Annotated in this window: 10 protein-coding genes; 7 read left to right on the top strand and 3 right to left on the bottom strand. The window is 51.6% G+C overall.

Annotation, left to right across the window (positions count from 1 at the left end; all coding sequences use genetic code 11):
* Positions 1–42 precede the first annotated feature (42 nt).
* Positions 43–885, top strand: coding sequence for a tetratricopeptide repeat protein (locus BLQ59_RS02880; RefSeq protein WP_074571424.1), 843 nt, complete (start codon positions 43–45; stop codon positions 883–885).
* Between the two features lie 33 nt (positions 886–918).
* Here BLQ59_RS02880 and BLQ59_RS02885 read toward each other — a convergent pair whose 3' ends face one another.
* The 3 genes from BLQ59_RS02885 to hypF all read right to left on the bottom strand — a co-directional run bounded on the left by BLQ59_RS02885 (position 919) and on the right by hypF (position 4,496).
* A complete protein-coding gene (locus BLQ59_RS02885; RefSeq protein ID WP_074571425.1) occupies positions 919–1,716 on the bottom strand; it encodes a tRNA 2-thiocytidine biosynthesis TtcA family protein in 798 nt (265 codons plus the stop codon).
* 119 nt (positions 1,717–1,835) lie between these two features.
* Complete coding sequence (locus BLQ59_RS02890; RefSeq protein WP_074571426.1) at positions 1,836–2,114, bottom strand: hypothetical protein; 279 nt, start codon at positions 2,112–2,114, stop codon at positions 1,836–1,838.
* A gap of 105 nt (positions 2,115–2,219) precedes the next feature.
* Positions 2,220–4,496 carry a carbamoyltransferase HypF gene (hypF, locus tag BLQ59_RS02895; protein ID WP_074571427.1) on the bottom strand — a complete coding sequence of 759 codons (2,277 nt, stop codon included), beginning with the start codon at positions 4,494–4,496 and terminating at the stop codon, positions 2,220–2,222.
* Positions 4,497–4,913: 417 nt separating this feature from the next.
* On the opposite strand from hypF, the gene BLQ59_RS02905 reads away from it, so the two are divergent.
* From BLQ59_RS02905 to lon, 6 genes are all read left to right on the top strand, one after another.
* Positions 4,914–5,429 (top strand): AAA family ATPase, encoded by a 516-nt coding sequence (locus BLQ59_RS02905; RefSeq protein ID WP_074571429.1) that lies wholly within the window; start codon positions 4,914–4,916, stop codon positions 5,427–5,429.
* Between the two features lie 194 nt (positions 5,430–5,623).
* The gene (locus BLQ59_RS02910) at positions 5,624–7,249 is read left to right on the top strand and encodes a peptide chain release factor 3 (protein WP_074571430.1); all 1,626 of its coding nucleotides are present in this window, start codon (positions 5,624–5,626) and stop codon (positions 7,247–7,249) included.
* Between the two features lie 205 nt (positions 7,250–7,454).
* Positions 7,455–8,741: a trigger factor gene (gene tig, locus BLQ59_RS02915; RefSeq protein WP_074571431.1), complete on the top strand. Its 1,287-nt coding sequence runs from the start codon at positions 7,455–7,457 to the stop codon at positions 8,739–8,741.
* 27 nt (positions 8,742–8,768) lie between these two features.
* Complete coding sequence (gene clpP, locus BLQ59_RS02920; RefSeq protein ID WP_014424688.1) at positions 8,769–9,380, top strand: ATP-dependent Clp endopeptidase proteolytic subunit ClpP; 612 nt, start codon at positions 8,769–8,771, stop codon at positions 9,378–9,380.
* 11 nt (positions 9,381–9,391) lie between these two features.
* A complete protein-coding gene (gene clpX / locus BLQ59_RS02925; RefSeq protein ID WP_074571432.1) occupies positions 9,392–10,657 on the top strand; it encodes an ATP-dependent Clp protease ATP-binding subunit ClpX in 1,266 nt (421 codons plus the stop codon).
* Between the two features lie 82 nt (positions 10,658–10,739).
* The gene (lon, locus tag BLQ59_RS02930; RefSeq protein WP_074571433.1) at positions 10,740–13,043 is read left to right on the top strand and encodes an endopeptidase La; all 2,304 of its coding nucleotides are present in this window, start codon (positions 10,740–10,742) and stop codon (positions 13,041–13,043) included.
* The last annotated feature ends 11 nt before the right edge of the window (positions 13,044–13,054 follow it).

Below are 13,054 nucleotides of genomic sequence, written 5' to 3' on the forward strand. Positions count from 1 at the left end.
GGGGGAGGCTTTTTTATCGTTTTTTGAAGGAATAGGATTTAAATGCAAAAAGGTATTCTTACGAAAGAAATAAATGATGTATTAACCCAAGCCGTGGAGCTGGCACAAAATAAAAAAGCTGCCGAAGCAGAGGCAGCTTTAAAAGCAGAGATTGATAAGGTTGAACAGCTCAACCTCTATAATGATGGTCACGCAGATTATTATGATTTCAATACGCTGATGGAAATGGTCATGTTCCAGAGCCAGCATCCGGAAATCCAGCCTGTGGCCGATATTGAAGAACCGCTGAATCGCCTTTATGCCATGTATGGCTCCATCCTGCTCGAGCAGGGCAAATTAGACGAGGCCGAGGAGGCGCTGGCCATCGCCATGGACTGGAATCCCATGAGTGCCGCGATTGCCTTTGAATATGCAGAGGTCTTCAAGCAAAAGAAGGACTGGGAAAAGTTCAAGGAACTGACCACAGCGGTATTCCCCATAGCCTATAAGCGCAAGGAAATCGCCCATTGCTATCGCAACTTGGGCTATTACTTCGTCGAGAAGCAGATGTGGGACGAGGCAGTGGGCTGTTATCTGCTGAGCATGAGCTTTGCCGATGCCGAAGGCCGCTATCAGGCCGAGTTGGAACTCAAGTACATCCATGAGGAAACCGAAGGCCAGGCCCAAAGGCCGTCCATTGGTGCCCTGCGCTCCTATGGCGAGAAATACGGCTTCCCTGTAGGTCCCGATGCCAAGATTATCGAGACTGCCATGCAGTACGGCAAATCCATGCTGGCCAACAAGAAATACGAACATGCCAACTACTTCCTTGACATTGCCTATAAACTGACCGAAAGCAAGGAACTGAAGGAACTGCTCGACGGTATCAATAAAGCCATGAAATAAAAAAGCCTTCCCCTTGAGGGGAAGGCGGATAGCTTACTTATTCTTATACGCAAAATACGTCTGGCGCATTTCGGCGCGGGTTTTGGCTGCTGGCCAAAGCTCCCCGAGTGCGCCTTTTCGCATGGCAGCACCCAGATGATCATAGACATCGGGAATGGTCTGCCCGAGTTTGGCAATCAGTTCCTTGACCTCCTGACGGCAGGTATTGCCATCATGGGGGCAGGGACTTTTGACCGGATCAAAGCCATGGATCTTGATGGCATCGATCATCTCCGACTCCCGGAAATAGACCAGCGGGCGGATGACGGTCAGTTTCGTGCGGTCCAGGTAGGTGACCGGGGTGAAGGTATGGAGCTGGCCGGAATAGAGCAGGCTCATCAGGAAAGTTTCCACGGCATCATCGTTATGATGGGCATAGGCAATCTTATTTACACCATGTTCCAGCGCATAACGGTTCATGGCGCCGCGGCGGAAGAAGGCGCAGGTGAAGCAGGGATTCTTGTCCGGGCAGGTTTCAATGGTGCCGGCAATATCCACATCGATGATATCGTAAGGGATGGCAAGCTCGGCCATAAATTCCCGCGCCCGCTCGATATCAAACAGGGCAGGGCGGCCATTTTCGTCCTTGAACTGAGGATTGATGGTCAAGGCCGACAGCTTGAAATCCTTGTGCAGGCGTTTTTTGAGGATGGCCATGGCATAGGCTAGGAAGATGCTGTCCTTGCCGCCGGAAATGCCCAACAGGATATGGTCGCCATCGGCAATCATGTCGAATTCGACAATGGCCCGCATCAGTTTGCTGTAATATAATTGGGGGATGTTGAGGTTCATGAAGTTCTCCTTGCTTTATCGTTGAAATCAAAAAACCGGCTGTCAGCCGGTTTTCTTACGCTTGCTGTAATTCACGGAGGTACGTCTGTTTGTAATATCCATCCTTGAAAATAGTGGAATTAAGCAGTTAAATTAACATTGCTGCCGGTATCTTTTCCTGCACCATAGGCAGAAACATGTGCACGTTTATCATACCGGAAAATAATCATAGCTCCGTCAGACATTCTCTTGGTAATCGTAGCACTCTCCACAGTATTACGATTAGCAGAGGCATCATGTGAGTTGGAACCATGCTGGAATGAATCCGATGATTTGGCTACGGCATCGACGGAAGCAATCCCTGATGCCATCAGATTCCAACGGTAGTTGAAACTGCCAATGCTGCTTGCACCGCTCATAACTATCCCTCCCTTGCTTTTTGCAAACAGGACAGTACCTCTACTTAAATTATAGCATATAAATAACTTGTGGACAATTGTTTTTTTACAATTTTTGCAAAATAATCATTTTTGATTGAGATGATACATCGCTGCCACAGCCTGGCCCAAACAGATGCCGCCATCATTGGGCGGGATAAGGCTATGCCGCAGGACGTGGAATCCCTGTTGCTTTAACTTGGCTGTAGTCAGTTCGGTCAGCAGATGATTCTGGAAAACGCCCCCGGACAGGGCTGCGGTGGATATATTGGTCTTAGTACGTGCCTGGACGCAGGCAGCGACAATGAACTGAGCAAGCTGGACATGGAACAGATAGGCCAGTTTGCCGCAGTCTTTACCTGCCAGCCGCTGTTCTAATATAGAGCGGAATATCTGTTCCGTGTTGAGCGTGACGCCTGGAAGGGGCAGGTCAGCGGGATGTTCATCCTGCCATTCCTGGGCAGCGAATTCCAGGTACATGCTGGCTTCTCCTTCGAAGGTGGAGCTTTTGCGGATGCCCAGAACGGCACTGATGGCATCGAAAAGGCGCCCAGCGCTGGTGCTTTTGATGACATTGACGTTGTTATCCAGCATGAAGAACATGGCGTTTAGATCGCTATCGCTGCAAAGCTGCAGTTTTTGCACGAGTTCCCGTGTCTTGTCCTGGCTGGCGGTCATATCGTGGAGCAGGGACACAGCAATGCGCCAGCCTTCGCGGCTCGCCTTGTCGCCGCCCGCCTGCCGGAAGGGGGTGATGGAATCCAGCCGCTCGAAGCCGGCAAGATCTGCCAGCAGGATCTCACCGCCCCAGATGGTACCATCGGTGCCATAGCCTGTGCCGTCGAAGGCTGCGCCGATGACCGGTTCGTCGTAGTCATTTTCAGCCATGCAGGAAAGGATATGGGCATAATGATGCTGAACCGGGAACAGGGGCAGACCCAGCTCTTTGGCAATGGTCACAGTATTATAGCGTGGATGCATATCACAGGCCACAAGCTGAGGCTTACATTCGAGCAGCTCCGTTAGCCGCCCAATGGTTTCCCGCAAGGCCTGCATGGTGCGCAGGTCGCTCATATCGCCCACATAGGGGGAAGGATAGAAGATATTGTCACTGCCCACGCAGAATGTGTTCTTGAGCTCCCCGCCAATACCGAGCAAAGCTCCCTGCCAGTCATCTTTTAGCATGAAGGGCAGGGGCGCAAAGCCACGGCTGCGGCGGATCATGTAAGGCTGACCGTCAAGCCAGTCCATAACCGTATCATCGGCGCGGATGCGGATCTTGCGGTTATGGGACAGCATCAGGTCGCAGAAATCAGCAAGCGCTGCGAGTGCGCCCTGATCATCCCGGCAGATGGGAGCGCCAGCCGGATTGCCGCTGGTCATGATCAGGGTGTCGGGCATGGTCAGGCCATCGGGATAGGTGAACAATAGCATATGCAGGGGAGCATAGGGGAGCATCACGCCAATCTTTGGATTGCCCGGGGCAACGCTGTCCACGATCTGACCGGTCGATTTTCGCTTCAACAGCAGGATGGGTTTTTGATGACCGGTCAACATTTCCTGCTGGCCGTCTTCTATTATGCATTCACGCTCGATAGTTGTCATATTTTTGGCCATAATGGCAAAGGGTTTAACCGGACGGTGCTTTAACTGCCGCAGACGGCGGACAGCCTTATCATTGGCAGCATCACAACAGAGATGGAAGCCGCCAATGCCCTTGATGGCCACGATGCCGCCTGCGATGATTGTCCTGCGGGTAAGGGTGATCGCCTCTGCGCCGCGTATCGTCTCGTCACCGATGATATAGACCTCAGGCCCGCAGTTATTGCAGCAGACCGGCTGGGCATCGTAGCGGCGGGTGGCTGGAGAATCGTATTCAGCCTGACAATCCGGGCACATGGGGAATTCGCCCATGCTCGTGCGTTCCCGGTCATAGGGCATGGAGTCCAATATGGTCAGCCGCGGGCCGCAGGCCGTGCAGTTGATGAAGGGATGCAGATAGCGTTTATCCTGTGGATTGAAGAGTTCTGTCTGACACTTATCACAGGTAGCAATATCCGGTGACACGAAGATAGAACCTTTTTCCTTAGCGCTTTCAATGATCTGGAAATCCTGATAGCTTTCGGGCTGAGACAAAGACTCACGCGTCAATTTCAGGATAGAAGCCCGCTCCGGCGGCTCCTGCTCGATGGCGGTCAAGAAGTCATGCACGTCCTGTTCGTCGCCCTGAGCAAAAACTTCCACATAGGGCCCCTTGTTGCAAACGCTGCCATAGATATGAAAACGGGCGGCCAGCCTTGCCACAAAGGGACGGAAGCCCACGCCCTGAACAATTCCGAAGACTCTTGCTTGATAAAGTGCCATATCTGTCACTCGCTTTCGTAAAATCTACATCCATTATACTATAAGGTCAATCGGATTAAAAATGATTGAGTTAAATTTGCAATAGACAGAAAACTTTATAAAAAGAAAAATTTTTTGCGTAAAGGGGTATATTTTTCCTTTATAGTATGATACAATATAATTGTCGATAGGGGAGAGGTTGGATATCCCACCAGCCCCTGCATAAAAACCTATCGGTCTCTTCTCTGGAAACATATCCCAGTTTCCAGTATCCCATTTCCTTACATCTTTTTAGAAAGAACCGGAGTCAGTGGAGTGATACCGGTTCTTTTGTTTTGCATAATTTGCCGGTGTTTCTTAAATCCTTGCCTGGAGAATGGCCTGCTGGTGATGTATAATAAGCGTAGCAAAATTTTTAGAACGAATAGAGGCGTGACATTGAAAGTAATCAATTTTTATGGCGGTGCCGGCATTGGCAAGAGCACGATTGCCGCAGATATTTTTTCCAAGCTGAAACGCAAAGGGCACAAGACGGAGCTGGTGGGGGAATATGCCAAGTGGCTCTGGTACCAGAACGCTACGGATATCGTGCAGGATCAGTTGTATCTCTTTGCCGAGCAGGTGCATCGGCTGAAGACGCTGGAACGCTACGGCGTGGAGTATGCGATCTGCGATTCCCCGCTGCCGCTGAATATCATCTACAACAATACGCCGGATGAACTCTTTGACCAGCTGGTGATGCACGAGCATACCAAATTCGACAATGTGGAATACCTCCTGCGGCGCAATGATGAGTTCATCCGCATAGACGGGCGCAAGGAGACCAATCTGGAACGGGCCAAGGTGAAGGACGAGGAAATCAAGGCGGTTTTGGATGGGGCTGGCATAGGCTATACGGTCATATCCCCATGGGAAACCGATAAGGTATTGCTGGATCTGAAAATGAATGGATAATAGGCTGACATGGCACGGGTTAAAGGCTCGTGTCAATTTTCTTGTCTTCTTATCTTGTTTTATGGTAAAATGAACGTTATGTGAGCTTCACGACACTCGCAAACGGTATGCAACCCCTTGAGGGAAATGACTCTCTCAAACGGTAAAAATGTGTTTGTATCAATTCTATAGGACAATTGGAGGCAGGATTTATTTTGTCAGCTTTAAGCGCAGAACTTGATAAAGAGATTGAAAAACGCCGTACCTTTGCCATCATCTCTCACCCGGATGCTGGTAAGACGACTTTGACGGAAAAACTTTTGCTCTACGGTGGTGCCATCCATCTGGCCGGTTCCATCAAATCCCGCAAGACCCAGCGCCATGCGGTGTCTGACTGGATGGAAATCGAAAAGCAGCGTGGTATCTCCGTAACTTCCTCGGTATTGCAGTTTGACTACGACGGCTGCCGTATCAATATCCTCGATACGCCGGGGCATCAGGACTTCAGTGAAGATACCTATCGTACGCTGATGGCCGTGGACAGTGCGGTCATGGTCATCGACGTGGCCAAGGGCGTTGAGGCCCAGACCAAGAAACTCTTCAAGGTCTGCAAGCAGCGTGGTATCCCCATCTTTACGTTTGTCAACAAGCTGGACCATTTCGGCAAGGCGCCGATCGACCTCATGGATGAAATCGAAAACGTGCTGGGCATCCGTTCCTATCCGATGAACTGGCCGATTGGTCAGGATGGCCAGTATATGGGCGTCTATGACCGCCGCAATGACAAAGTGCTGCTTTTTGCCGCCGATACCACGCATGGTCAGGAAGCCCGTGTGGCGGATGTCTTTGAACCCAATGATCCGCAGGTTATCGAACGCGTCGGTGAAGATGTATGGGAAGCCCTGCAGGAGGATTTGGAACTTTTGAATGAAGCCGGCGAAGAATTTGACATGGAAAAGGTCAATGCCGGTGAACTCACGCCGATGTTCTTCGGCTCGGCCATGACCAACTTCGGTGTGCAGGATTTTCTCGAAGGTTACATTTCCATGGCACCCACGCCGCAGCCCCGCAAATCATCGGATGGACTGATCCCGGCCAATGACGAGCAGTTCTCGGGCTTTGTGTTCAAGATTCAGGCCAATATGAACCCGGCCCATCGCGATCGTCTGGCCTTTATCCGCATCTGCTCTGGCAAATTTGAGCGCAATATGGAAGTATGGCATGAGCGTACAGGTAAGATGTTGAAGTTGGCTCAGCCCCAGCAGTTCCTGGCGCAGGACCGTCAGATCATCGACACGGCGTATCCCGGTGATATCGTCGGCCTTTTCGATCCGGGGGTGTTTGGCATCGGCGATACAGTCTGCGATGCTTCCCACAAGTTCAAATATGCCGATTTCCCGGTATTTCCGCCCGAAAAATTCGCCCGCGTGCAGGCTAAGGATACCATGAAGCGCAAGCAGTTCGTCAAAGGCATTGAGCAGCTGACGCAGGAAGGCGCCATCCAGCTCTTCCAGCAGGCTGGTGCTGGTACGGAATCCTACATCGTCGGCACGGTTGGTACCCTGCAGTTTGAAGTGCTGGAATACCGCCTTAAGAATGAATATAATGTAGATATTGAAATGAATATGCAGCCGTATGAGGTTGCGCGCTGGATGGCCTTTGAAGATGGTCATGAAGTGACGCCGGCAGAACTCAAAGGTGCTGACCGTGGCATGTTCGTCTATGACCGTCATAATAACCCGGTGCTGTTGGTTAATAATGAATGGGCGCTGGGCTGGATCATGGACAACAATCCGAATCTGATCCTGAATCACGTGCCTTTTGACAAAAAAGAAGCATGATCATATAGCAAACTGCGAAAAAGCAATTGCGATTTTCGCAGTTTGTTTTTTATTATACGCGCGTATTTGCAGGGGTATCGCCAGATAATCCTTGTAAAACCGCATTTTCTATGATATTATATAACAAGTATGGCATATTTGCGGTTAAATGCGCAAAATCGTGTCCATACCTTGATTTAGACAATACAGGAGGTCGTTTCAGACAATGAAAGTTACGGTTGAAAATGGTGAAAACCAGCAGGTTACTCTGACGGTGGAGGTTGAAGCTGCGGAAGTTTCCAAGGCAGTGGAAAAGGCTGTAAAGCGTCTCAGCAACCGTGTAAATATTCCGGGTTTCCGCAAGGGCAAGGCTCCGCGCAAGATCATCGAGCGCAACGTGGGCATGGATGCTATCATGCAGGAAGCTTTCGACATCGTTGGCCCGAAGGCTTTCGCTGATGCTCTCGAAGAGCAGAAGATCGAGCCGGTCAGCCGTCCGCAGATTGATATCGAAACGCTCGAAGATGGCAAGGATCTCGTATTCAAGGCTACGGTTACGCCGCGTCCGGAAGTTACACTGGGCGAATACAAAGGCCTGAAAGTAGAAAAGAACGTAGAAGCTGTAACGGATGAAGACGTAGAAAAGCAGCTCAAGACGTTCCAGGATCGTCAGGGCAAGATGGTTGATGCTCCGGAAGGCGCAGAAGTCAAAGATGGCGACTTCACGACGCTTGATTTCGAAGGTTTCGTAGATGGCGAAGCATTCGAAGGCGGCAAGGGCCAGGATTACCCGCTGCAGATTGGTTCCGGCAGCTTCATCCCGGGCTTCGAAGATCAGCTCATCGGCGCTAAGATCGGCGAAGAGAAGGAAGTAAACGTGACGTTCCCGGAAGAATATCATGCTAAGGAACTGGCTGGCAAGGCTGCTATGTTCAAGTGCACGATCCGCAGCATCAAGCAGAAAGAACTGCCGGCTATGGACGACGAACTGGCTAAGAAGGTCAGCAAGTTCGAGACGCTCGACGAGCTCAAGGCTGATATCCGCAAGAACCTCGAAGAAAACGCTGCACGCAAGGCTGAAAACGATCAGAAGAGCGCTGCTATCGAGATGGCAACCAACAACATCACGGTTGACATTCCGGCTGTCATGATTGACAACCGCGTGGAAGGCATGATCCGTGAGATGGCTATGCGCCTCGAACAGCAGGGCATGAGCTTCGATGCTTACCTGCAGTATGCTGGCACGGACATCAACAAGATCCGCGAAGATTACCGTGAAACGGCTGAAAAGAATGTTCGCACGGACCTCATGCTCGAGGAAGTCGCAAAGGCTGAAGACATCAAGGTTGAGGCCAAAGACCTCGACGCTGAAGTTGCTGGCATGGCTGCCGCTTACGGTGCTACGCCGCAGCAGGTTCAGAAAATCATCAAGGAACAGGGACGCGTTGGCGATCTGGCTGCAACGGTACTGCGCAAGAAGACGGCTCAGTTCATCATCGACAGCATTGCCTAATCATTCCCTGTATATGGGGGTATTCCAATGAATTATGTACCTATGGTAGTAGAGCAGTCTAACCGTGGCGAGCGGGCGTATGATATCTATTCCCGCCTGCTCAAGGACAGGATTATCTTCCTGGGCGGTCAGATTGACGATAGTGTAGCCAATGTAGTAGTAGCGCAGATGCTTTTCTTGGAATCGGAAGATCCGGACAAGGACATCTACCTCTACATCAACAGTCCCGGCGGTGTGGTTACCGCTGGCCTGGCTATCTATGATACCATGCAGTATATCAAGCCGGACGTGTCCACGATCTGCATCGGACAGGCAGCCAGCATGGGAGCAGTGCTCCTGACGGCTGGCGCCAAGGGCAAGCGTTTTGCTCTGCCCAACGCCCGGGTGATGATTCATCAGCCGCTGGGTGGTGCCCAGGGGCAGTCCACGGACATTCAGATTCAGGCCCGTGAGATTCAGCGCATCCGTGAAACCATCAATGACATCTTTGTTTCCTCCACGGGCAAGACCGCGGAAGAAATCAATAATGACACGGAACGCGATAACTTCATGACCGCAGCCGAGGCCAAGGCCTATGGCATTGTGGATGAAGTGATTACCCGTCCCAAGAAGACGAAGAAAAACGACGCTAAAGACTGAGGGGTGGTGTCATGTTGAAGTTTGGGGATGAAAAAGGTCAGCTCAAATGCTCTTTTTGTGGCAAGACGCAGGAGCAGGTAAGGAAGCTGGTTGCAGGTCCCGGCGTCTATATCTGTGATGAATGCATTGAGCTCTGCAATGAGATCATTGAAGAAGAGTTCAGTGAGGAAGCAGAAGTAGAACTGAAGGACGTCCCAAAACCGAAGGACATCCGCGCGATCTTAGACCAGTATGTAATCGGGCAGGACGATGCCAAGAAGAGCCTTGCCGTGGCTGTTTACAACCACTACAAGCGCATCAATATGGGCCTTTCCAAAGGTGATGATGTGGAACTGCAAAAGTCCAACATCCTGATGATTGGCCCCACGGGCAGCGGCAAGACGCTGCTGGCACAGACCTTGGCCAAGATACTCAACGTACCGTTTGCCATAGCCGATGCCACGGCATTGACCGAGGCAGGCTATGTGGGTGAGGACGTGGAGAATATTCTTCTGAAGCTCATCCAGGCCGCCGATTACGAAGTGGAGAAAGCCGAACGGGGCATTGTCTATATCGATGAAATTGATAAGATTGCCCGCAAATCGGAAAATCCTTCCATCACCCGTGATGTATCTGGTGAAGGCGTGCAGCAGGCCCTGCTGAAGATCCTGGAAGGTACTGTGGCTTCCGTTCCGCCGCAGGGCGGGCGCAAGCACCCCCATCAGGAGCTGATCCAGATTGATACCACGAATATTCTCTTCATCTGTGGCGGTGCCTTTGACGGTATCGAGAAGGTTATCGAAAGCCGTATCGGCCAGAAACAGATGGGTTTTGGTGCCAATATCAAATCCAAGAAGCAACAGCGCAGTGTGGGGGAAACCCTCAAGAAGCTCCTGCCCGAGGATTTGCTCAAGCATGGCCTGATTCCGGAGTTTATCGGCCGTGTGCCAGTGGTAGTGACTTTGGATTCGTTGGACGAAGATGCTTTGGTCAGCATCCTGACGCAGCCGAAGAACGCTTTGGTCAAGCAGTATGCCAAGCTGCTGGAGCTGGACGGCGTGAAGCTTTCCTTTGAAGATGATGCCCTGCGGCTGATTGCCAAGGAAGCTCTGAAGCGCAAGACTGGCGCCCGTGGCTTGCGGTCGATCATTGAAAGCATCATGTGCAATGTGATGTATGATATTCCTTCGATTGAAGGCGTCACGGCCTGTCATGTGACCAAAGAGACGGTAAACAATAAAAAAGATCCTGTTCTGACCATCGACAAGAAGGCACAGAACAGTGAAGCATCTGCCTGACTTATGGCAGGCGTAAGGCGAGGCGTTGCTGAGGCAGCGCCTTGTTTATATATTACTATTTTAGGAAAAAGGAGGGAGTCAAATGGCTGAACTGCGTACATTGCCATTGCTGCCCTTGCGGGGCATGGTCGTATTCCCTTATATGATGATTCATATCGATGTGGGCCGTGACCGTTCCATGGCGGCTATCGAAGAGGCCATGGTGGAAAACCGCGAGGTCATGCTCACGACGCAGACGGATGCGGAAGCCGAGGAATTCACCTTTGAGGAGCTCTATCCCGTAGGTGTGGTGGCAGAGATTCGTCAGGTCATCAAACTGCCCGGTGATACGGTGCGGGTACTCGTGGAAGGTAAACGCCGGGCCTTGATTCATGAATTCCATGAGCAGGAGAATTTTGATGCTGTTGAAGTGGAGGAATTCACCGATAAGATCGATACGTCCATGAATATGGAGGCGCTCAACCGGGCTGTTGTCCATCAGTTTGAGGAATGGGTGCGCCTGTCCAAGAAGATTCCACCTGAGACGTTGGTTTCTGTGGCCATCATCGATGATGCCGGCAGACTGGCAGATCTTATCGCGAGCCACTTGAATCTCAAGGTGGAAACTCGTCAGGAGCTTCTGGCCGCCATTGATGTGAAGGAGCGTCTGGAAAAACTCTATGCCGTGCTCACCCGCGAAATGGAAATCCTGCAAATGGAGCATAAGATTGGCAAGCAGGTGCGCAAGCAGATGGACAAGATCCAGAAGGATTACTATCTGCGTGAACAGATCAAGGCCATCCGTCAGGAACTCGGCGACAGCAACAAGAGTGAGATTGACGAAGCCCGCAAGAAGCTGCAGGAGGGGAATTACCCGGAATTTGTACAGAAAGCCGTGGAAAAGGAACTGAACCGACTCGATACCTTCAGCAATATGCACGCGGAAGCCGGGGTGATCCGTAACTATATCGACTGCCTGCTGGAACTGCCCTGGAATGAGGAATCCGAAGATACGGTGGACATTGCCGCTGCCAAGAAGATCCTCGATGAAGACCATTATGGCCTGGAAAAGGTCAAGGATCGGATTCTCGACTATCTGGCCGTGCATAAGCTGGCCAAGGATAAGAGCGCGCCGATTCTTTGTCTGGTAGGTCCTCCCGGCGTGGGCAAGACATCACTGGCAACCTCTGTGGCCCGGGCTACAGGACGGGAATTTGTCCGAGCTTCCTTAGGCGGCGTCCGCGATGAAGCCGAAATCCGCGGCCATCGTCGTACCTATGTCGGGGCTATGCCTGGCCGCATCATTGACGGTCTGCGCAAGGTGGGCAAGAAGAATCCCGTGTTCCTGCTCGACGAGATCGACAAGCTTTCGGGCGATTACCATGGCGATCCGTCTGCGGCTCTGCTGGAAGTTTTAGATCCTGCGCAGAATTCCACCTTCAGTGACCACTTTGTGGATCTACCCTTTGACCTGTCAAAGGTATTCTGGATCGTTACGGCCAACAATCTGGGCAATATTCCCCGTCCTTTGCGCGACAGAATGGAAATCATCCAACTGTCGAGTTATACGGAAGTGGAGAAGCTTGAGATTGCCAAGCGCTATCTGGTCGCCCGCCAGCGTACCCAGAATGGCTTGAAAGCCAAGGATATCAGTTTCGGTACCGGCGTGTTGCAAAAAATCATCAGTGATTATACAAGGGAATCCGGTGTCCGCGAACTGGAACGGGAAATCGGCAGCGTCTGCCGCAAGGCCGCCCGCAAGATCGTGGAAGGCGAAGAAGCGCCCATCAAGGTCACGAAGAAAAATCTCACGGACTTCTTGGGCAAGGTGAAGTTCCAGGATACCAAGGCCAACAAGAAGCCACAAGTGGGCGTGGTCACGGGCATGGCCTGGACCGAAGTCGGCGGTACCATCCTGCCCACGGAAGTCACCGTGCTCAAAGGCAAGGGCAAGCTGATCCTGACCGGTCAGATTGGCGACGTGATGCAGGAATCAGCGCAGGCTGGCCTGACCTATGTGCGCAGCCGTTCGGATAAGCTCAAGCTGGCTGATGACTTCTACGAGAAGGAAGATATCCATATCCATCTGCCGGAGGGTGCTATTCCCAAGGATGGCCCATCGGCAGGCATCACCATGGCAACCGGCATGATTTCGGCCCTGACAGGCCGGAAGGTCAGAAGTGATGTGGCCATGACCGGTGAGATTACCCTGCGCGGTCATGTCCTGCCCATTGGCGGTCTCAAGGAGAAAGTACTGGCTGCCTACCGTGAAGGCATGAAGACCATCGTTCTGCCCAAGGACAACGAGAAGGATATCGACGATATCCCTGAGGTTGTGCGGGAGAAACTGGAATTCAAGCCTGTGGAATCCATGGATGAAGTGCTGAAAATTGCATTGTTGAAGTAAAAAAAGCCTTC

This window comes from Pseudoselenomonas ruminantium (genome assembly GCF_900104055.1).
Taxonomy (GTDB): Bacteria; Bacillota; Negativicutes; order Selenomonadales; family Selenomonadaceae; genus Selenomonas_A; species Selenomonas_A ruminantium_C.

What these genes read in the sequence shown, in the direction of transcription:
- BLQ59_RS02880 (WP_074571424.1), top strand. Translation starts at nt 43, where the DNA reads ATGCAAAAAGGTATTCTTACGAAAGAAATAAATGATGTATTAACCCAA.
- BLQ59_RS02885 (WP_074571425.1), bottom strand. Translation starts at nt 1,716, where the DNA reads ATGAACCTCAACATCCCCCAATTATATTACAGCAAACTGATGCGGGCC.
- BLQ59_RS02890 (WP_074571426.1), bottom strand. Translation starts at nt 2,114, where the DNA reads ATGAGCGGTGCAAGCAGCATTGGCAGTTTCAACTACCGTTGGAATCTG.
- hypF (WP_074571427.1), bottom strand. Translation starts at nt 4,496, where the DNA reads ATGGCACTTTATCAAGCAAGAGTCTTCGGAATTGTTCAGGGCGTGGGC.
- tig (WP_074571431.1), top strand. Translation starts at nt 7,455, where the DNA reads ATGAAAGTTACGGTTGAAAATGGTGAAAACCAGCAGGTTACTCTGACG.
- clpP (WP_014424688.1), top strand. Translation starts at nt 8,769, where the DNA reads ATGAATTATGTACCTATGGTAGTAGAGCAGTCTAACCGTGGCGAGCGG.
- clpX (WP_074571432.1), top strand. Translation starts at nt 9,392, where the DNA reads ATGTTGAAGTTTGGGGATGAAAAAGGTCAGCTCAAATGCTCTTTTTGT.
- lon (WP_074571433.1), top strand. Translation starts at nt 10,740, where the DNA reads ATGGCTGAACTGCGTACATTGCCATTGCTGCCCTTGCGGGGCATGGTC.